We start from the raw sequence: 19,612 nt of genomic DNA, 5'->3' as shown, positions 1-19,612 counted from the left end.
TTTATATTTCATTTTCTATTCTGGTGATTTTCGCATCTCCCCAAAGTTCTTCAATATCGTAATATTCACGAGTTTCTTTTTGGAAAATATGCACCACCACCGTAACGTAATCTACCAAAACCCACAATGAGTTTTCTGTACCTTCTACGTGCCAAGGTCTATCCTGAAGATCATTTCTCACTTTTTTCTCAACACTTCCTGCTAATGCAGAAACCTGAGTATTTGAGTTACCACTACATATGATGAATGTTTCTGCTACCGAGTTTTCAATTTTTGAAAGATCGAAAATCATAATATCTTCTCCTTTTACATCCTGGATAGCTTCAATAATTTTATCTATTAGCGCTTGCTTTTCTACTGTTTTATTCATTAAAATATACTATAATCTGCAAATTTATTGTTTTTCTTTTACTTTAGCCTTACTTTTAGGCTTTTAAAGTCTTAAAGTTTTCTTAAATGAGTGACCTGTTTTACCGCAACGAGTGTTCTTCTACTAATGACGAAATATCTCAAGTTTTACTTTATCCAAAATCAAATTTTATTGGTCTTTTTACATTTAATCAAACAAAAGGACGGGGACAATATGGAAATATATGGACATCAACAGCAGAACAGAATCTTGCTTATACACTGGCTGTAAAAACCTCATGCATTCAGCACTCGGATTTCTTGTTCAATTATTATACCGCAATCATCATACAAGACTTTTTTGCCAATCTGACTGAAAAGATAGTAAAAATAAAATGGCCGAATGATATTATTGTTCAAAATAAAAAAGTTGTCGGCATATTGATTGAGAAGAAGAAAATTAATCAGGAAAATTATTTTATTATCGGAACAGGAATTAATATTTTACAGGAAAAATTTGATCAAATTTCTAATGCCGGATCACTTTTAACGCAAACCGGAGAAAGATTTAATCTAAATAAAATTGCAGAAAATCTTCATTCGTTTTTAATTGAAAAATTAAATAATATTCCAAGCGATGGTGAAATTTTAGACCAATTTAATTCAAATCTATTTAGAAAAGATGAAATTTCTGTTTTTGAACTAAACGAAAAGCGACAAAATGGCATTATAAAAAATGCTGATGAAAACGGTAATATTTGGATAGAACTGGAAGAATCCGGATTGAAATCTTTTTATCACAAAGAAATCAAACTTCTTTACTGATTTGCACGTTTTATATATAAAAACAAAGTAATCGGGAAGAAAATAATATTCGGAAACCACATTGCCAAAGCCGGAGACATACTTTTATTCTCAGAAACCACTTTTAAAGCCTCAAAAGAGAATACAAAAACGAACGCCAACGAAATACCAATCGCCAAGTTGATTCCCAAACCTCCTCTTTTCTTCTGAGACGAAAGCGAAAGTGCTAAAAATGTAAGAATGATAATAGAAACGGGCATTGAAGTACGCTGATGAAACTCGTTTAAGTGAGAATTCAGGTTGCTATTTCCTTTTTCTTTCTCACGGTCGATGAATTTTATCAACTCAGGAGTTATTTTATTCTGCCCTAAAAGTTCGTTTGGAAATAATTCTTCAGGGTCTTGACCGTAACTCTTTTTCAACTCAAAACCTTGTCCTAATTTCTCGGAATCGTCTTTGTTGATCGTTTTTTCTAAATAGCTGTTAAGTACAAAATTCTTTTTCTCTTTTTGCCAGAAAACATCCGTTGCTTTAAGCTCATAAATCAGTTTACGGTTTTTATCAAACTTTTGATATAAAAACCCATAACCTCTCATTTCTCTTTTGTTCCAGGAATTGATGAAAATATATTCTGTCTTGCTTAGTTGCGCAGAAACCGGAGCCGTTCCTAAAACCTTTTCTTTTGCAACAGCGTTATAGGTGTAAGCTTCGAGTTGGTTTTTCTGGACATTTGCCCAAGGCAAAATCATATGATTAACAAATAGCGAGATAATTGCTATAAAAAGTGAAGTCAAAAGATAAGGTCTAGCAAACCTATGAAAACTTGCACCACTACTGATAATTGCAACAATCTCAGTATTATTTGCCATTCTTGAGGTAAAATATATTACCGAAATAAATACAAGAATCGCTAAAAAGGTGACTACCAAATTGATGATCCAGAAAGGATAAAAATGAATTAAAAAGTAATTCAGATCAAGTTTCGCATCAATTTCGGTCGCTTTTTCAATACGCGGAATTTTCTGCTGAACATCAATTACCAAAACTACAATAGACAACAATATCAACATGAAACTAAAAGTTCCAAGGTATTTTTTTACGATATATCCGTCTATTATTTTAAGCATTTTTTCTTAAATATTTTTAAAGTCTTTGTCTTAATACAGGAACTATGGAATCTTTCCACTGATAAAAATCTCCAGCTAAGATATGTTCTCTCGCCACCTTTACCAAATCTAAATAAAATGCAAGATTGTGGATGGAAGCAATTTGTTTAGCCAAATATTCTTTAGATACAAACAAATGACGCACATACGCTTTTGAATATTCCTGATCTACAAAACTTGTCCCAAACTCGTCTAATGGAGAAAAATCTTTCTTCCATTTTTCATTTTTCATATTAATTACGCCCTGCCAAGTGAAAAGCATTCCATTTCTGGCATTTCTCGTAGGCATCACACAATCCATCATATCGATTCCCAAACCGATAGATTCTAAAATATTCCAAGGAGTTCCCACTCCCATCAAATATCTTGGTTTCTCTTTAGGCAAAATATCAGTTACCTCATCGGTAATTCTGTACAGTTCGTCTTCAGGCTCACCTACAGAAAGTCCGCCAATTGCGTTTCCTTCTGCGCCTGCTTCAGCAATAACTTCTGCCGAAATTTTTCTTAAATCGGAATACGTTGAACCTTGAACAATAGGGAAAAATCTTTGTTTATAGCCGTATAATTCAGGATTTTGCTCATTCCAATCCATGCATCTTTTTAGCCAACGATGCGTCATGTCCATCGATTTTTTCACCTGATTGTAATGTGCAGGATAAGCAACACATTCATCAAACGCCATGAAAATATCTGCACCAATCTGTCTTTGAATTTCCATTGATTTTTCCGGAGTGAATAAATGAACACTTCCGTCGATGTGAGACTTGAATTTCACGCCTTCTTCAGACATTTTTCTTGTTCCTGAAAGCGAAAACACCTGAAAACCTCCTGAATCAGTAAGAATTGGAAGATCCCAATTCATAAATTTATGTAAACCTCCTGCAGCTTCCATCACTTCCATTCCGGGACGAAGATAAAGGTGATATGTATTTCCCAAAATGATTTGAGCTTTTATATCGTCTTTTATTTCTCTTTGATGAACGGTTTTTACGCTTGCAACAGTTCCAACAGGCATAAAGATGGGCGTCTGAACAGTTCCGTGATCGGTGTTCAAAACTCCCGCTCTTGCTTTACCTTCTGAGGTTTTTTCTATATTAAAAAAATTCATTCTTATACGTTTTTAAATTACCATCATCTGAAATTTCATTTTCCGATGATGAGAATTCCACTCCATTATCTCCTTTCCAGTTTTGGCATTGGTAATTCAACATCTTTAACTTGAGTTTCGCCTTTTATCTTCTTTTCAGATTTTGGATCTTTTTCTATAATAATTTTTTGGGCGTCATCTACTATACCTGTCATTTTCTGCTTTACGATATAATATTTGTAGCTTGCCACAAAATCTTCAGTTTTTACATTGTGAGATTTTAGGATAAATCTTGTTCCGCTTTCTAAATTCGTTTTTGGATACGAAAATATTACCTGATCATTAATTGCCAAATCTGCAATAATTTCAGACATCTTAGTTTTATCAATAAGATTGTTTGGTTTATCGATGTATTCATTACATGAAAACATACCCATTAAAACGAAAACGAAGATCAGTTTTTTCATAATCTGTTAATGATTGATTTCCATTTTAAATTTAAAACACCAAAAACCGCTTCATGAATAATCCCGCCGTTCATTTTACTTTCTCCCAAAATTCTGTTGGTGAAAATAATAGGAACCTCTACAATTTTAAAACCTTTTTTGAAAGCCCTGAATTTCATTTCAATCTGAAAACCATATCCCTTCAATTTTACATTATCTAAACCTATCTGCTCTAAAGTTTTTCTCGAAAAACATACAAAACCAGCAGTGGTATCATGAATTGGAATCCCCAAAATAAATCTCACATATTTGGAAGCAAAATAAGAAAGCAAAACTCTTCCCATTGGCCAATTCACAACGTTTACTCCTTTAGAATAACGTGAACCAACCGCCATATCTGCATTTTTGCAAGCTTCGAAGAGTTTAGGTAAATCTTTAGGATCATGAGAAAAATCGGCATCCATCTCAAAAATGTAGTCATAATTGTTTTGAAGTGCCCATTTAAAACCATGAATATAAGCTTTCCCAAGACCATCTTTAATATGTCTTATGGAAAGATGTAAAGTATGTGGAAACTTTTTTTGAAGCTCTTTTACAATATCTGCAGTTTTGTCTGGCGAAGTATCGTCTACAACTAAGACATGAAAGTCTTCTTCCAATGCAAAAACAGCGGAAATTATATTTTCTATATTTTCCTTTTCGTTATAGGTTGGAATTATGACGAGTTTTTTCATTTCAGTTTGCAAAGATAGTTTATTTAAGTTTTTTATTTTATACAAAATAATCTATAATTTTGCAAAAAATTTCCTTTGCCATTATTACAAACTTTCAGAAACGAAGTAAGAATACCCGAAAATAATGATTGGGTGGTTTTTATTCTTATTGGTTGTCTTTTTTTATACATTTTCATGATGAATATTGTGGAACGCGAAGCCAACCTTAAAGATTTTCTTCTTCAGAAATATTATGATGCAAGCAATAACCTTCCGAGTTGGATTATTACTTCGGTGGTAACAACTTTGAGTTTAAGTATTCTTGTTTCGCAATATGTTCCGATTTTACCGAAATACGTTGCAGATTTTCAACCTTTCGGATATCAACTGAATAAAATTGGGTATACTTTAATCGTTATTTCACTATTTTACTTTATCAGAACGGCATTAGGATTTTTATTTTATCAATCTATTGGTGACGGAAAAAAATGGACTATTTTTTATTTTACCTCCACAAAATTTCACTTTATCTTTTCCATTTTGCTAATAATTCTGTGTGTAACACATTACTATTTCCCGATAGACAGAAATAGCGCATTTATTTATTATTTAAGTTTTTTTTGTTTTGTATTCATTTTCAAGGTGTTTTTCTATTTGTTTCACAGAAACAACATATTACCACAAAAATGGTATTATAAATTTTTGTATATTTGCACCCTCCAAATTGCACCGCTGTTGATGCTTTGGAAGTTATTATTTATTTAATAAAAGTACATGATGAGAATAAAGTCAATATTGGTTTCTCAACCAGCACCTAGTGAGTCTTCTCCATATTTGGAAATAGCGAAGAAGGAAAAAATAAAAATTGACTTCCGTCCCTTTATCCACGTCGAAGGAGTAGACAACAAAGAACTTAGGACACAGAAAATAGATCTTACGCAGTACACAGGTATTATTTTTACCAGTAAAAATGCTATAGACCACTATTTCAGACTTGCCGAAGAAATGAGATTTACCGTTCCAGACACGATGAGATACATTTGTCAGTCTGAAGCGATTGCAAACTACCTTCAGAAGCACATTGTATATAGAAAAAGGAAAATCAGTTTTGGTGAAAAAAACTTTGCAGATCTTTCACCTCTTTTCAAAAAGTTCCCATCTGAAAAATATTTATTGCCATCTTCAGATGTTTTAAGCCCAGATATTGTAAAAACAATGGGGGCTTCTAATGTAGAATGGACGAGAGCAATTATGTACAGAACGGTTTGTAGTGATCTGACAGATATCAACATCGCAGATTACGATATGTTGATTTTCTTCAGCCCACAAGGAATTAAATCTCTACAGCAAAACTTTCCGGATTTCAAACAAGAAGAAACAAAAATCGGGGTTTTCGGACCTACAACTTCAGCTGCAGCAGAAGAAGCCGGATTAAAAGTAGATCTAATGGCTCCAACAAAAGAAACACCTTCAATGACAATGGCATTGGAAAAATTCATTAAAGCGCTTCACAAATAGACTTTAATAATATCTATAAAATCAGCCGTCTTTCCGGGAAACAGGAAAGATGGTTTTTTTTTAATTAAATTTGAAAAAGAATTAACATTAGATGGAAGCTCCTAAGGCAAAAAAAATAGAAAAACTACTTGAAATTCACGGTGACAGAAGAACAGACCATTATTTCTGGATGAATGAAAGAGAAAATCCCGATGTCATCAAATATCTTGAAGAAGAAAATACTTATGCAGATGAAATCATGAAAGATACGGAGCAATTTCAGGAACAGCTTTACGAAGAAATGAAAGCCCGATATAAAAAAGATGATGAATCTTTGCCTTATTTTTTCAATGAATACTGGTACATCGTGCGTTATGAAGAAGGAAAAGAATATCCAATTTTTTGCAGAAAATATAAAACGCTAGAAAATGAAGAAGAAATCGTTCTCGACGTGAATATTCTTGCAGAAGGAGAAGAATTTTTCGAAGTTGCAAATGTTGCGGTAAGCCCAAATAATGAATTGGCTTCATTTTCTTCAGACAATGTCGGAAGAAGAATTTATACTTTAAATTTTAAAAATTTAAAAACAGGAGAAATTCATTCAGATAAAATTGAAAATACAACCGGAAAAGCAGTTTGGGCAAATGATAATGAGCATGTTTTCTATATCCGAAAAGATGAAAGCTTAAGAGCTTACAAAGTTTACAGACACAAACTGGGAACAGATACTTCAGAAGATGTTCTAATTTTTCATGAAGAAGACGAAACTTTTGATGTGAATGTTTTCAAGACCAAATCTATGGAATACATTTTCATGGCGAGTTCTAGTACGATTTCAGATGAACATCATTTTATCCCTTCAGACAATGTTTTTGCTGATTGGAAAGTGATTCAGCCAAGAATCGACGATCTGGAATATTCTGTGGAACATTATGAAGATGAATTTTATATCATTACCAATGCAGATGACGCAACCAATTTTAAAATTGTAAAAACAAAAATTGACAATTGCGGAATGGAAAACTGGGTGGATGTCATTCCGCACAGAGAAGAAGTTTTGTTGGAAGGTTTTGAAATTTTCAAAAATTATCTGATTCTTGAAGAAAGAGAAGAAGGTTTGCTTCAAATAAAAATCATCGACGAAAAAACTCAGGAATCATATTATTTACCATTTTCAGACCCTACTTACACTGCTTATATCGGAACTAATTTAGAATTTGACACTGAAGTTTTGCGTTACGGTTACACTTCTTTAACTCAGCCAAGTTCTACTTACGAATACAATTTAAAAGATAAAACCACTAAACTTTTAAAGCAACAGGAAGTTTTGGGTGGAAAATTTAATCCTGAAAATTATATTTCTGAAAGAATCTGGGCAGACTCAAGAGACGGAGAAGTAAAAATTCCAATTTCTCTGGTTTATCATAAAGATACAAAGAAAACAGCAGAAACTCCGGTTCTTCTATATGGTTATGGAAGTTATGGTCACACCGTTGATGCGAGTTTTTCTAATGTAAGATTATCAATTTTAGACCGAGGATTTATTTATGCAATCGCTCATATTCGTGGTGGAGAATATTTAGGGAGAGAATGGTATGAAGACGGTAAAATGCTGTTTAAGAAAAATACTTTCTTCGATTTCATTGATGCCGGAAAATATTTAGTAAAAGAAAATTATACTTCTTCAAAACATTTATACGCAATGGGAGGAAGCGCAGGCGGACTTTTGGTTGGAGCTGTGATGAATTACGAACCCGCTTTATTCAACGGAATTGTAGCGCAAGTTCCTTTTGTGGATGTGGTTTCTACGATGCTAGACGAAACAATCCCTTTAACGACAGGAGAATATGACGAATGGGGAAATCCGAACGACGAAGAATATTATCATTATATGAAAGAATATTCGCCATACGATAATGTCGAAGCGAAAAATTATCCGCATTTATTGATTACAACCGGTTTTCATGATTCTCAGGTACAATATTGGGAACCCGCAAAATGGACCGCAAAATTGAGAGAACTGAAAACAGATAACAATATTTTAATTTTCAAAACAGATATGAGCTCCGGACACGGTGGAGCAAGCGGAAGATTTGAATCTTTAAAAGAAGATGCACTGGAATATGCGTTTTTGATGAAACTTGAAAATAAAATTTAATTTAAAATCAACATAAAACTTTGATTTAACCACAATAAAACACATTCTTAAAATATGACAGAAGCAGAATTATGGGCAAAGGTTGAAGAATTTTTTGAAACCAATTTTGACACAGAAAAACATCCGCAGATTGATACCATTTTATTTTTAATAGGTGTACAGGAATTGGGAAGCGGACAACAAAAATATACGAAAGATGACAAACTGAATATCCTTCACATCGCAGTTTGCAGATTACTTGAACCTTTCGGTTATTTTAAATTTACCCATTACGACAAAGATGGATATCCGCACTTTGACGAGTTGGAAAAACTTCCGGAGTTGAAACCGAATGAACAGCAGCTTTTGATGAAGAAAGCGATCATTCATTATTTTCAGGAAGAAGAATTAATTTGAAAAATTCATGAATTATAAAAAAATGGAGAGTAATTTTTACTTTCCATTTTTATTTATAAGTATAATTTTCAAATAATACATTCTCAAATTTTAAAATTATCAAAAATTTCTTCAAGCTGATTTAAACCCATTTTAAAACCTTCTTCAAAACCCATTTTCAGTTGTTTTTTCATATCATCTTCTGATTGAAAATGCATATTCACAGAAACCTTCGTCCCCTCTTCCACACCGGTAAAACCAATCAGCCATTGAGTTTGTGGAAAATTTTTATCTACATTTCCGTTTTCGTCGCAAAATGCATCAATTCCGTCAAAACTTCTATGCTCATTAATTTCTCCGTACTTTACCATTGAAAATATTTTTTCACCTGCAGGTCCGTTCATTGAATAGAGCCAAACTCCACCTTCTTCAAAATTTAAATTTTCAGTTTCACATTTCCAGGGTTTTGGCGCCCACCACAAATCGAGCAGCTCGGGTTTTGTAAAATATTCCCAAACTTTTAAAACATCTGCATTGTAAACTTTCATTACATAAATACTTTTAGAAGCAAAATCCTGATTAAAAATAATTTCTGAGTTCATAATTATAGTTTTTGGTTAATAAATATCACAAGTTTCATTAAGAAATACGCTATCAATTTATAATAAAATGTTAAAAAGCATCGTTTTAAGAAAAAATACACAATATTCTGGCGCATTTTTTGTTTACCAAATCTTAAAATGTTTAATTTTAACACTCACAATTTTAATCACCATATGCAATGAATAACAAATTCATCCCGATAATCTCGGTTTTCATGACAATATCTCTTATCGTATTTGTCACGCTGCAGTTTTATTGGCTTAAAGGTTATTATGTAGCTTTGGAACAGGAATTCTCCAACAAAGTCTATTCCGCTTTAGAAAATACTTCAAAAAACATTGCTGAACTTGAGGTTGAAAAACTTTTCAATGAAAATTATCCAAATTTTCGAGATGACGTAAAAGCAAATAAAGACAAACCATCTCTTACAACGATCCAGCAGACTCAAGACTCCGGAACTCAAAAATCGATTGTATATTACCGAAATCTCACAGAAACCATAAAATTGCCAATTTCCAGACAAGGTGATTCTCTCAGACTTACTACGATGTACACCGATGATGCAGCCTACAAAGTAAAAAAGGACACGACCAAACGAGAAATACTTACTTCGGAGCTAAATCAAGATATTAGAAATGGGGATTATAGTTTAAAAGAATTTGTTGAAGTCTACGGCAATAATTTACCCATTAATAAAAGAGTTGATCCTACAGTTTTAGATTCTGTCATTACCAAAGAATTAAGAATGAAAGGCATCACCTCCGATTTTGGCTACGGCATTTCAGATAAAAATAATAAACTGACCAATATCGTTAATAAAGTTTTTAAAGAGAAAAAAGATACTAATTCTTATTCTTACCCATTATTTACGGATAATAAAGATCGTACTCTTTACACTTTAGCACTTGTTTTTCCTAAAAAAGAATATTCTTTGGCGATGAACAATTGGCCGATGCTTTTGGGAACTTTCCTTTCATTGTTGACGATTTTGGGAATTTATATCATTTCCATTAATTATATGATGAGGCAGAAAAAACTCGCAGAAGTAAAAACTGATTTCATCAACAATATGTCACACGAATTTAAAACGCCTTTGGCTACAATTTCAGTGGCAACAGATTCTTTGGCAAATGATAAAATTGCAACTAATCCGGATAAAGTCAAATATTACTCAAACCTTATCAAACAAGAAAATCTGAGGATGAAAAAGCAGGTTGAAAATGTTCTGAATATGTCTAAACTCGAACGAAACGAGGTTGAATTATTCTTAAAAGAAACGAACGTAAGAGAATTAATAAAGAGAACAACAGAATCATTCAACTTGATTATTCAACAACGAAACGGAACATTGATTCAGGAATTTAATGCAGATAAATATAATTTTAAAATTGACGAATTCCACATTTCAAATATGTTGGTGAATCTTTTGGATAACGCCAATAAATACTCTCCGGAAGCACCTGAAATAAGTATAAAAACCCATAATGAAGGAAATTGGTACGTTTTGGAAATTTCAGACAAAGGAATGGGAATGGAAACTCACAATAAAACCAAGATTTTTGAGAAATTCTTCCGCGAAGAAACCGGAAATATTCACAATGTAAAAGGGCAAGGTTTGGGACTTTCTTACGTAAAAAAAATCGTAGAACTTCATAAAGGACAAATCATTGTAGATTCAGAAAAAGATCAGGGAAGTAAATTCATCATCAAACTTCCAATGGCATAATTAATAATTTTTAAACAAATAATAAAATATAAAAACATATGAGCAACAGAATATTATTAGTAGAAGACGACCAGAGTTTCGGCGCAGTACTAAAAGATTATCTTACCATAAACAACTTTGAGGTTACACTTGCTGTAGATGGAGAGCAAGGTTTAAAAGAATTTACAGAAAGCGAATTCGACATTTGTATCTTCGATGTAATGATGCCGAAAAAAGACGGATTTTCTTTAGCAGAAGACGTGAAAAAAATCGACAAAAACACACCCATCATTTTCTTGACAGCAAGAAATATGAGAGAAGACATTCTAAAAGGTTACCAATTGGGAGCAGATGATTACATCACAAAACCATTTGATACTGAGCTTCTTTTATATAAAATAAAGGCAATTCTTCAGAGAAGTTCTACGTTGGAAAATGAAGAGCAAGAGCAGTTCAAAATCAGCAATATTTTCTTCGATTCCATGTTGAGACAATTGAGAGTTGGTGATAATGAATATAAACTTTCGCCAAAAGAAAACGAGCTTTTAAAATTACTATGCCTTCACAGAAACGACTTCATGCCGAGAGATTTAGCATTAAGAAAAATCTGGAAAAAAGAAAACTATTTTACAGCAAGAAGTATGGACGTTTATATTGCTAAACTTCGTAAACTTTTGAAAGACGACGAAGGTTTAGAAATCATCAACGTTCACGGAGAAGGTTTCAGACTGTTGGTTAAGAACTAAACGAACGTTAAAATAAATTTAAATTAGCAAAACAATCCAAAATGTTTTGCTAATTTTGTTTTTTATGAAGAAATTTATTATGAAAAATTTACTTTTTGGCCTTTTAGCGACTTCATTAGTTGCTGTTTCATGTAAAAAAGACGAAAAACCAACATATTTAAAAGACGAAAGCGGAACTCAACCGAACGTTGCAATGAACTCTCCAAAGCCATCATTGATCGATCAAGCGGGAATTCAAACTTCAAATGTTCAAAATGGCTCTACGATGGTTACCGCTCCTGGAATGAACCCTCCACATGGACAACCTGGTCATAAATGTGAAATTCCTGTCGGACAACCTTTAAATGGTTCTGCTCCTGCAGCACAACCAGCGACTCAAAACATTCAGGTTAACGGAAATAATACGGTTCAAATCGATCCAAACTCGATGAATAAAGGGAATGCAACTCCGGTAAAAACTGCTCCCGGAATGAATCCACCACACGGGGAACCTGGTCACAGATGTGATATTGCTGTAGGGCAACCTTTAAATAGCAAACCTGGAGCTCCTCCTGCAGCTCAAAATATGCCTGTACAAGCTCCACAACCAGTTCCTGCTTCTCAACCTGCAGTTGCCAATACAGGTCCGAAACCAAAACTTAATCCTGCTCATGGAGAACCATGGCATGATTGTGCAAAACAAGTTGGCGCTGCACTTTAAATATTTTTCTTAAATTTGCACTGTGAAACCAATACAGCTTTTATTAATTATCTTTTGCTTGGGAATTTTTCTGATTCCTAAAGATAATTTTTATGCTCAGGTTTCACATGAAAACTGCTGTAAAACAGAATCGAAAACAAAATCTTGTTGCGATAAAAATCAAAACAATCATCACGATTCTAAAAACAGCAAACAAGACCATAAATCTTGTACTGATGACTGCTGCTCTACTTGTGCAGTGTGTTTTAGTTTTATTGAAAACAATTTTGCCAAAAACACTTTTTGGGAATTTTCCACCTTTAAAACTTTTTCTAAAATTCAGGTACAATATTCTAACCCTTACATTTCAAACGGTTTAAAAGAGATTTGGCAACCGCCAAAATTAGGTTGATTAAAAATGTAACGATGTACCAGTTTACCAATCTATCAATAGATTGGCTACACTATTACATTGTTAAACTGTTACATTAATTCAATTAATCTAAATTTTAAACAAATGAAATTATATATTACCAAGTTAATTCTTGGAACATTATTCTTATTATCAACATTTATATCGGCACAAAATCTTTCTAAAAATCTGTTTCAGGTAAAAGGAAACTGTGAGATGTGCAAAGAAAGAATTGAAACTACCGCAATAAAAGCTGGAGCGAAATCAGCAAGATACTCCATCGATTCTCAAACGCTAACTTTAGAAACTGAAGGAAATATCTCTCCCAAAAACATCCTAAAAAAAGTTGCTGAAGCCGGTCATGATAATGAAAAATTCAAAGCATCTGCCGAAACTTACGAAAAACTTCCAGGATGTTGTCATTACGAAAGAGATTTACAACCAATAATTGCAACTGAAAAACATGATAATCATTCAAAAAACGAGAATGAATTTTATGTAAAAGGAAACTGCGGTTCTTGTAAAGCTCGTATTGAAAAGGCTGCAAAAGATTCTGGAGCAGATTTCGCAGAATGGGATGCGGAAAAACAAACAGTAACATTAAAATTTGATCCTGTAAAAACTTCATCAGATAAAATTTTAAAGAAAATTGCAGATGTTGGTCACGATAACGAAAAATTCAAGTCAACCAATGCAGTCTACAAAAATCTTCCCGACTGTTGTTTGTATGACAGAGAAATCCCATTTGGAGAAAAAAATCCGAAAGTTCATTTTGAAGAAGAGTCAAAGCACGATAACCACGATGATGGTAAAAAAGATGCAGAAGATCACTCACAGCACGGAAATTCAGAAAAAAACATTGAGCAAGTCAATATTTTAGGCTCAAAAGCGGCGACTTCAATCAATAAAAAAGAAGCTGGATTGGTTTTTAATATTGATAAAAAAGAGTTACTAAAAGCAGCTTGTTGTAATCTATCTGAAAGTTTTGAAACCAACGCAACGGTTGATGTTTCTTTCAGCAATGCAGTTACGGGAACAAAACAGCTTAAAATGCTCGGTTTAGACCAAAAATACACAAGTTTAACAAGAGAACTTTTACCAGAAATCAGGGGTTTAGCTTCTGCATATGGTCTAAATTTTATTCCCGGAAGGTGGATTGAGAGTATTCAGCTTACAAAAGGTGGAAGTACGGTAACAAACGGCTACGAAAGTATTACCGGACAAATCAACACTGAATTTCTGAAAAATGCGGAAAAACCGGAAACTTCTTTAAATCTTTTCGCCGATTTTAATGGAAGAGCAGAAGCCAATATTACAAGCGTTTCGCCAATCAACGAGAAGTGGTCACAAACATTTCTGCTTCATGGAAACGGAACTTTTGGCGACACCGATATGAACGATGACAGTTTTCTAGACCGTCCGAAAGGAACTCAGCTAAATGCAGCTTACTTATTGAATTTTAATGATTTAGAAAAATCAGGATTTGGTTCACATTTCGGAATTAATTTCATTAAAGACGAAAGAACAGCCGGACAAATCGGTTTCGACAAGAAAATTTCTCAGGACAAACAACCACTTTACGGGGTAGGAATCGATATTTCAAGATTTCAGGTTTGGAATAAAACAGGTTATGTTTTTGCAGGAAAACCATATCAGAGTTTAGGATGGATGAATCAGTACACTTTTCATCAACAGGATAGTTTTTTTGGATTGAGAAATTATTCTGGAAAGCAACAAACCTATTACTCTAACTTAGTTTTTGAGAGCATTTTAGGAAATACCAATCATAAATACAAAGCCGGAGCAAGTTTCATGTATGACGGCTATGATGAAACGTATTTAACCAACAATTTTAAGAGAAATGAAATTGTTCCCGGAATTTTTGCTGAATATACTTTAACGGGCTTAAAATACACTTTGGTTGCAGGAGCGAGAGCTGATTTTCATAATTTGGCAGGAACTCAGTTTACACCAAGATTGAATTTCAAATATGATTTTGCACCACAAACAATTTTGAGACTTTCTGCGGGGAGAGGCTTTAGAACAGCGAATGTTTTTGCGGAAAGTCAGCAATATTTTGCCTCGAACAGAAATCTTCAGATTTTACAAAATGGCGGAGATATTTATGGTTTAAAACCGGAAATTGCGTGGAACTATGGTGCAAGTTTACAGCAGGAATTCAAACTTTTCGGAAGAAAATCTACAATAATGGCAGATTTTTTCAGAACTGATTTCCAGGATCAGGTTTTGGTAGACCTAGATCGTTCACCTCAACAGTTAACTTTCTATAATTTAGATGGAAAATCTTTCGCAAACTCTTTCCAGACTCAGTTTGACTTTACGCCTTTCAAAAATTTTGATGTGAGATTGGCTTACAAATATTATGATGTTCAGGCTGATTATTTGGATGGAAGAAGAGAAGTTCCATTTATGGCGAAACACAGAGGTTTTGTGAATCTGGCTTACTCAACCAACAAAAATAATCATGGTGGATTTTGGAGTTTTGATACAACAATGAATGTAGTTGGGAAACAAAGACTTCCAAACACCTCAACAAATCCTGCAGAATTTCAGTTGCCAATGTATTCTGAATCTTATGCAGTTTTGAATGCGCAGATTTCAAGAAATTTCAATAAAAAACTGAGAGCTTATTTAGGTGGAGAAAACCTGACTTCTTATTATCAAAAAAATGCAATTATGGATTTTAGAAATCCTTTTGGGAATTACTTTGATGGCGGAATGGTGTATGCTCCGATTATGAAAGCTAATTTCTATGTTGGTTTGGATGTAACATTCTAGATTTGAGAGTTTGAATAAGTAACGAGCATCATTCAAATTAAAAATTAAGCATGGTTTCAATAATTTAATGATTATGAAATCATGCTTTTTTGTATCTTTAAATTTAAAGTAAATGAATGTCACAACCGCTTATTTTCGAAGATAATTATAAGAAATTGGGTTTAGAAAAGTTTTCAGAACACAATCTGGAAACAATTAACGGAAATAAATTTCGCTATGACATCAAGGTATTTTTCATTCCCGCTGGTTATGAACTTTTTGTAGATTTCAATCATTTTAAAACAACCAAACCCACTTTATTCTTCCTGACAAATCAGCATTTAAAAGTTGAAAAAGGAATAGAAGAAGGTATTCTACTGTATTATAACCGTGATTTTTACTGCATTCAGATTCATGATAAAGAAGTTGCATGTGACGGATTGCTTTTCCATAATGTTTTTGAGATTCCTTTTGTAGAACTTGATGAAAATGAAAATGCTATCATTAAAAAACTATATCAAAGTATACAGGATGAGCTTGAATTTAAAGATTCTTCAGCTGAAGAAATGATTAGAACCTATGTAAAACAAATCATCATTCGAGCAACCAGAAAGTGGAAAAAACAAAATCTGGATAATGATGAAATAAAAATTCTGAGCAATGAGCTGGATATTTTCAGAGATTTCAGCAGACATTTGGAAATTCATTTCAGAGAAAAACATAATGTCGCTGATTACGCAGATTTTCTTCATCTCTCCCCGAAAACTTTAACCCATAAATTCAAACATTTAAATCTTGAATCTCCGAATCAATTCATTATCAACAGAATTTTATTGGAAGCCAAAAGACTTTTATTTTACACAGATAAGTCTGTAAAAGAAATTGCCTACGATTTGGGTTATGAAGATCCGGCTTATTTCAACAGACTTTTCACGAATAAAATTGGAAGCACACCTGCAAATTTCAAAAAAACTTATAGTTCGGGAAAAAAGTACAATATTTAAGTCTCTTTATCTATTTATTTGGAATAATATCTGATATATCTTTGTCTCATCAAAATAACAATAATAACAACAAAAAATCAAAACATTATGAAACGTAACGCAACAGCCGTTTGGAACGGAACAGTAAAAGAAGGAAAAGGTCACATTACCACTCAAAGTACAACATTGAATCAAACTCAATATTCTTTCAGCAGCCGTTTTGAAGAAGGAGTAGGAACAAATCCTGAAGAATTATTAGCTGCAGCTCATGCAGGATGTTTTACAATGAAACTAAGCGCAGAGTTGACTCAAGCGGGTTTTACACCGGAAGAACTGACTACAAAATCTGTAATCACTTTAGACCCAAGTGTAGGAAAAATTACAAAATCTGAATTGACTTTAACTGCAAAAGTTCCGGGAATTTCAGAAGAGGATTTTCAAAAATATGCTAAAATCGCAGAAGAAGGTTGCCCTGTAAGTGCAGCTTTCAACTTTGAGATTACTTTGAATGCTACTTTGGCTAACTAATAAATACTTAAAGATTATTTGATAAAGAATGTTAAGTTCTTTATTATAAATGAAATTTCTTAAAATTTCATCAATAGGAACGGGCTTTAGCCCGTTTTTTTTTATAAAAATTCGATTCGCTTTAGCCAAAACTTTTTCAAAATGATTTGTTTTAAGCTCAATCAATTAAATTCCAAAACAAAATATACCGATTGGTATATTTTGTTTATCTTTGTATCAGAATTTGATAAAAATGTCAAAAGCAGAAAAGACAAAACAATTTATTATCGAGAAAACAGCAACTTTGTTTAATACCAAAGGCTACATTTCTACGTCTTTATCTGACATTACCGAAGCTACAGGTTTAACTAAAGGAAGCATCTACGGAAATTTTGAAAATAAAGATCAGGTTGCCATTGAAGTCTACAAATACAATTCTGGGATTCTTAAAAAGAATTTGTCTAAATCATTCAGTGAAGAATTTTCTACAATGTCGGATAAACTGCATGCTTTTGTTTCTTTTTACAGAAAAAACTGGCAATTTGTTTTTGAACGTGGAGGTTGTCCCATGATGAATGCTGCAACAGAATCTGATGATACATTTCCGGAATTAAAAAATCAAGTGAAATTATCTTTTGAAGACTGGACAAAAACGATTTCAGAAATCATCAAATACGGTCAGCAAAATAACGAATTTAAGAAAGAACTAAACTCCGAACAATATGCATCACTCTTCATTATCCTTATCGAAGGTGGAATTTTATTGTCTAAAACAATGGGTGATGAAAAATATTTAAATCTTGCTTTAGACCGAATTACCGGACTTATCAACAAAGAAATCAAACAAAGTATCTCATAATCATTATGGATAAATTACAAATACTTAAAACTTTTATCGGAAAAGAATTCACCGAATCGCCTTCTCCTTTTATGAAATGGCTAAATCCAGTTGTAATTTCTGCAGAAGAAGGCCAAATTGAATTTCAATATACCGTAAGAGAAGAATGGCTGAATCCGATGGGAAATCTTCATGGCGGAGTTACGGCAGCAATTATCGATGACGTTATTGGTGCAACAATGTTTTCTTTAAACGAAAAAACCTTCATCGTAACCGTAAATAATAGCATCGATTATTTTTCAACTGCAAAAGAAAATGATAATATTGTAGCAGAAACGAAAATCATCAAAAGAGGAAAGCAATTTGTGAATGCACAGTGCGAAGTCTGGAATGCAGATAAAACAAGACTTATTGCAAGAGGAACCTCAAATTTATTTAAAATTAATAACTAGTATGAATCATTATTTGCAAAATTTTATACTAACTTTTTGTAATTCAATGGTAAATAAATTCAAGATTTATATATGAAAAGAGTTGTCATTACAGGATTGGGCGCAGTAACGCCTTTGGGAAACAATGTAGAAGAATTCTGGCAAAACAGCATCAATGGAGTGAGCGGAGCCAATAAAATCACTCATTTTAATACCGAAAAATTTAAACTGAATTTCGCATGTGAAGTTAAAAACTTTGATCCTAAAGTTTATTTAAATCACAATGAAATAAAGAGAAGCGATTTGTTTTCTCAATATGCGATGTATTCATCTGCAGAGGCTTTACAAGATTCAGGATTGGAGCTTGATAAGATGGATCCTTTTGATACAGGTGTAATTTGGGGAACCGGACAAGGCGGAATGTGGACTTTCGAAAGTGAAGTAATGAATTTTGCAGCAAACGACGAAAATCCAAGATTTAATCCGTTTTTCGTTCCTAAATTCATTGCAAACATGGCTTCAGGAATGATTTCAATGAAGTTTGGACTTCAAGGAATCAATTACACAACTATTTCAGCTTGTGCAACCGGAAATACCGCTTTGATGGATGCTTTTAATTATATTCGTTTAGGAAAAGCAAAAGTGATTATTAGTGGCGGTTCAGAAGCTGCAATTACTCCGGCTTCTGTTGGAGGATTTTCTGTAATGAAAGCAATGTCTACAAGAAATGATGATTTTGCGACGGCAAGTCGACCTTATGATGCAGATCGAGACGGTTTTGTAATGGGAGAAGGAGCAGGAGCTTTGGTTTTGGAAGAATATGAACACGCAAAAGCAAGAGGCGCAAAAATCTATGCAGAATTAGCAGGAGCGGCAATGACAGCCGATGCATATCACATGACTGCACCTCATCCAGATGGAGTTGGAGCTATAAAAGCAATGCAATTGGCATTAAATGAAGCTGGAGCCAACGTAGAAGACATCGATTATATAAATCCGCACGCCACATCTACTCCACTTGGAGACTTGGTTGAATTAAAAGGAATCAGCAAATTATTTAAAGGAAGTAAAAACCTGGATTTAAGTGCTACGAAATCGATGACAGGTCATTTATTAGGAGCAGCCGGAGCGGCAGAAGCAATTCTTTCTATTAAAGCTATTGAAAAAGGAATTATTCCACCCACAATCAATCTTCACAATATCGACGAAAACATTCCGAAAGACGTGAATATTATTTTCGGAGAAGCAAAAGAGAAAAATATCAATTTTGCTTTAAGCAACGCATTTGGTTTTGGGGGGCATAATGCTACCTTGGTCTTTAAGAAGTTTTCTTAAC

The 19,612-nt window shown here is 33.3% G+C and carries 21 protein-coding genes; 15 read left to right on the top strand and 6 right to left on the bottom strand.

From position 1 onward, the window contains the following. Position 1: 1 nt before the first annotated feature. On the bottom strand, positions 2 to 370 hold the full coding sequence (gene rsfS, locus OEA66_RS14450; RefSeq protein WP_267282050.1) for a ribosome silencing factor: 369 nt from the start codon (positions 368 to 370) through the stop codon (positions 2 to 4). Positions 371 to 456: 86 nt separating this feature from the next. Between rsfS and OEA66_RS14445 the strand changes: the two genes are divergently transcribed. After that, positions 457 to 1,173: a biotin--[acetyl-CoA-carboxylase] ligase gene (locus OEA66_RS14445; protein WP_267282049.1), complete on the top strand. Its 717-nt coding sequence runs from the start codon at positions 457 to 459 to the stop codon at positions 1,171 to 1,173. Here OEA66_RS14445 and OEA66_RS14440 read toward each other — a convergent pair. The 4 genes from OEA66_RS14440 to OEA66_RS14425 all read right to left on the bottom strand — a co-directional run bounded on the left by OEA66_RS14440 (position 1,167) and on the right by OEA66_RS14425 (position 4,585). Beyond that, a complete protein-coding gene (locus OEA66_RS14440) occupies positions 1,167 to 2,279 on the bottom strand; it encodes an LptF/LptG family permease (protein WP_267282048.1) in 1,113 nt (370 codons plus the stop codon). The genes OEA66_RS14445 and OEA66_RS14440 overlap by 7 nt on opposite strands. A 16-nt stretch (positions 2,280 to 2,295) precedes the next feature. Continuing rightward, positions 2,296 to 3,426, bottom strand: a complete 1,131-nt coding sequence (gene tgt, locus OEA66_RS14435; protein WP_267282047.1) for a tRNA guanosine(34) transglycosylase Tgt — start codon at positions 3,424 to 3,426, stop codon at positions 2,296 to 2,298. Positions 3,427 to 3,491: 65 nt separating this feature from the next. Beyond that, positions 3,492 to 3,872, bottom strand: a complete 381-nt coding sequence (locus OEA66_RS14430) for a DUF4296 domain-containing protein (protein ID WP_267282046.1) — start codon at positions 3,870 to 3,872, stop codon at positions 3,492 to 3,494. Beyond that, positions 3,869 to 4,585, bottom strand: coding sequence for a polyprenol monophosphomannose synthase (locus OEA66_RS14425; RefSeq protein ID WP_267282045.1), 717 nt, complete (start codon positions 4,583 to 4,585; stop codon positions 3,869 to 3,871). Before OEA66_RS14425 ends, OEA66_RS14430 begins: the two co-directional genes overlap by 4 nt. 75 nt (positions 4,586 to 4,660) lie before the next feature. On the opposite strand from OEA66_RS14425, the gene OEA66_RS14420 reads away from it, so the two are divergent. The 4 genes from OEA66_RS14420 (at position 4,661) to OEA66_RS14405 (ending at position 8,615) form a co-directional block, all read left to right on the top strand. Then, positions 4,661 to 5,329 carry a DUF4271 domain-containing protein gene (locus OEA66_RS14420; RefSeq protein WP_267282044.1) on the top strand — a complete coding sequence of 223 codons (669 nt, stop codon included), beginning with the start codon at positions 4,661 to 4,663 and terminating at the stop codon, positions 5,327 to 5,329. Between the two features lie 12 nt (positions 5,330 to 5,341). Beyond that, positions 5,342 to 6,082 (top strand): uroporphyrinogen-III synthase, encoded by a 741-nt coding sequence (locus OEA66_RS14415; RefSeq protein ID WP_267282147.1) that lies wholly within the window; start codon positions 5,342 to 5,344, stop codon positions 6,080 to 6,082. 91 nt (positions 6,083 to 6,173) lie between these two features. After that, entirely contained in the window at positions 6,174 to 8,219 is a 2,046-nt protein-coding gene (locus tag OEA66_RS14410; protein WP_267282043.1) for a S9 family peptidase, read from the top strand. A gap of 54 nt (positions 8,220 to 8,273) precedes the next feature. After that, positions 8,274 to 8,615 (top strand): hypothetical protein, encoded by a 342-nt coding sequence (locus tag OEA66_RS14405; protein WP_267282042.1) that lies wholly within the window; start codon positions 8,274 to 8,276, stop codon positions 8,613 to 8,615. Between the two features lie 83 nt (positions 8,616 to 8,698). Here OEA66_RS14405 and OEA66_RS14400 read toward each other — a convergent pair whose 3' ends face one another. Next, positions 8,699 to 9,196, bottom strand: coding sequence for an SRPBCC family protein (locus tag OEA66_RS14400; RefSeq protein ID WP_267282041.1), 498 nt, complete (start codon positions 9,194 to 9,196; stop codon positions 8,699 to 8,701). Positions 9,197 to 9,375: 179 nt separating this feature from the next. Between OEA66_RS14400 and OEA66_RS14395 the strand changes: the two genes are divergently transcribed. The 10 genes from OEA66_RS14395 (at position 9,376) to fabF (ending at position 19,611) form a co-directional block, all read left to right on the top strand. After that, positions 9,376 to 10,923 (top strand): sensor histidine kinase, encoded by a 1,548-nt coding sequence (locus OEA66_RS14395; protein WP_267282040.1) that lies wholly within the window; start codon positions 9,376 to 9,378, stop codon positions 10,921 to 10,923. Positions 10,924 to 10,961: 38 nt separating this feature from the next. Then, complete coding sequence (locus OEA66_RS14390; RefSeq protein WP_074230805.1) at positions 10,962 to 11,648, top strand: response regulator transcription factor; 687 nt, start codon at positions 10,962 to 10,964, stop codon at positions 11,646 to 11,648. Positions 11,649 to 11,727: 79 nt separating this feature from the next. After that, positions 11,728 to 12,348, top strand: a complete 621-nt coding sequence (locus OEA66_RS14385) for a hypothetical protein (RefSeq protein WP_267282039.1) — start codon at positions 11,728 to 11,730, stop codon at positions 12,346 to 12,348. A 22-nt stretch (positions 12,349 to 12,370) separates the two neighbouring features. Then, positions 12,371 to 12,739 carry a hypothetical protein gene (locus OEA66_RS14380; protein ID WP_267282038.1) on the top strand — a complete coding sequence of 123 codons (369 nt, stop codon included), beginning with the start codon at positions 12,371 to 12,373 and terminating at the stop codon, positions 12,737 to 12,739. 105 nt (positions 12,740 to 12,844) lie between these two features. Continuing rightward, complete coding sequence (locus OEA66_RS14375; RefSeq protein WP_267282037.1) at positions 12,845 to 15,538, top strand: TonB-dependent receptor domain-containing protein; 2,694 nt, start codon at positions 12,845 to 12,847, stop codon at positions 15,536 to 15,538. 116 nt (positions 15,539 to 15,654) lie between these two features. After that, on the top strand, positions 15,655 to 16,521 hold the full coding sequence (locus OEA66_RS14370) for a helix-turn-helix domain-containing protein (protein ID WP_267282036.1): 867 nt from the start codon (positions 15,655 to 15,657) through the stop codon (positions 16,519 to 16,521). Between the two features lie 87 nt (positions 16,522 to 16,608). After that, complete coding sequence (locus tag OEA66_RS14365; RefSeq protein ID WP_267282035.1) at positions 16,609 to 17,028, top strand: OsmC family protein; 420 nt, start codon at positions 16,609 to 16,611, stop codon at positions 17,026 to 17,028. 232 nt (positions 17,029 to 17,260) lie between these two features. Then, a complete protein-coding gene (locus tag OEA66_RS14360; protein ID WP_267282034.1) occupies positions 17,261 to 17,866 on the top strand; it encodes a TetR/AcrR family transcriptional regulator in 606 nt (201 codons plus the stop codon). 5 nt (positions 17,867 to 17,871) lie between these two features. Then, the gene (locus tag OEA66_RS14355) at positions 17,872 to 18,297 is read left to right on the top strand and encodes a PaaI family thioesterase (protein ID WP_267282033.1); all 426 of its coding nucleotides are present in this window, start codon (positions 17,872 to 17,874) and stop codon (positions 18,295 to 18,297) included. Positions 18,298 to 18,369: 72 nt separating this feature from the next. Beyond that, on the top strand, positions 18,370 to 19,611 hold the full coding sequence (gene fabF / locus OEA66_RS14350; protein ID WP_267282032.1) for a beta-ketoacyl-ACP synthase II: 1,242 nt from the start codon (positions 18,370 to 18,372) through the stop codon (positions 19,609 to 19,611). The last annotated feature ends 1 nt before the right edge of the window (position 19,612 follow it).

The organism is Chryseobacterium luquanense, from assembly GCF_026460945.1.
Taxonomy (GTDB): domain Bacteria; phylum Bacteroidota; class Bacteroidia; order Flavobacteriales; family Weeksellaceae; genus Chryseobacterium; species Chryseobacterium luquanense.
This window is presented reverse-complemented; position numbering and strand designations above follow the sequence as displayed.

Excerpts from the sequence above, each read along its gene's own strand:
- rsfS (WP_267282050.1), bottom strand. The coding sequence starts at position 370 with ATGAATAAAACAGTAGAAAAGCAAGCGCTAATAGATAAAATTATTGAA.
- OEA66_RS14445 (WP_267282049.1), top strand. The coding sequence starts at position 457 with ATGAGTGACCTGTTTTACCGCAACGAGTGTTCTTCTACTAATGACGAA.
- OEA66_RS14440 (WP_267282048.1), bottom strand. The coding sequence starts at position 2,279 with ATGCTTAAAATAATAGACGGATATATCGTAAAAAAATACCTTGGAACT.
- tgt (WP_267282047.1), bottom strand. The coding sequence starts at position 3,426 with ATGAATTTTTTTAATATAGAAAAAACCTCAGAAGGTAAAGCAAGAGCG.
- OEA66_RS14430 (WP_267282046.1), bottom strand. The coding sequence starts at position 3,872 with ATGAAAAAACTGATCTTCGTTTTCGTTTTAATGGGTATGTTTTCATGT.
- OEA66_RS14425 (WP_267282045.1), bottom strand. The coding sequence starts at position 4,585 with ATGAAAAAACTCGTCATAATTCCAACCTATAACGAAAAGGAAAATATA.
- OEA66_RS14415 (WP_267282147.1), top strand. The coding sequence starts at position 5,342 with ATGAGAATAAAGTCAATATTGGTTTCTCAACCAGCACCTAGTGAGTCT.
- OEA66_RS14410 (WP_267282043.1), top strand. The coding sequence starts at position 6,174 with ATGGAAGCTCCTAAGGCAAAAAAAATAGAAAAACTACTTGAAATTCAC.
- OEA66_RS14405 (WP_267282042.1), top strand. The coding sequence starts at position 8,274 with ATGACAGAAGCAGAATTATGGGCAAAGGTTGAAGAATTTTTTGAAACC.
- OEA66_RS14400 (WP_267282041.1), bottom strand. The coding sequence starts at position 9,196 with ATGAACTCAGAAATTATTTTTAATCAGGATTTTGCTTCTAAAAGTATT.
- OEA66_RS14395 (WP_267282040.1), top strand. The coding sequence starts at position 9,376 with ATGAATAACAAATTCATCCCGATAATCTCGGTTTTCATGACAATATCT.
- OEA66_RS14390 (WP_074230805.1), top strand. The coding sequence starts at position 10,962 with ATGAGCAACAGAATATTATTAGTAGAAGACGACCAGAGTTTCGGCGCA.
- OEA66_RS14385 (WP_267282039.1), top strand. The coding sequence starts at position 11,728 with ATGAAAAATTTACTTTTTGGCCTTTTAGCGACTTCATTAGTTGCTGTT.
- OEA66_RS14375 (WP_267282037.1), top strand. The coding sequence starts at position 12,845 with ATGAAATTATATATTACCAAGTTAATTCTTGGAACATTATTCTTATTA.
- OEA66_RS14370 (WP_267282036.1), top strand. The coding sequence starts at position 15,655 with ATGTCACAACCGCTTATTTTCGAAGATAATTATAAGAAATTGGGTTTA.
- OEA66_RS14365 (WP_267282035.1), top strand. The coding sequence starts at position 16,609 with ATGAAACGTAACGCAACAGCCGTTTGGAACGGAACAGTAAAAGAAGGA.
- OEA66_RS14360 (WP_267282034.1), top strand. The coding sequence starts at position 17,261 with ATGTCAAAAGCAGAAAAGACAAAACAATTTATTATCGAGAAAACAGCA.
- OEA66_RS14355 (WP_267282033.1), top strand. The coding sequence starts at position 17,872 with ATGGATAAATTACAAATACTTAAAACTTTTATCGGAAAAGAATTCACC.
- fabF (WP_267282032.1), top strand. The coding sequence starts at position 18,370 with ATGAAAAGAGTTGTCATTACAGGATTGGGCGCAGTAACGCCTTTGGGA.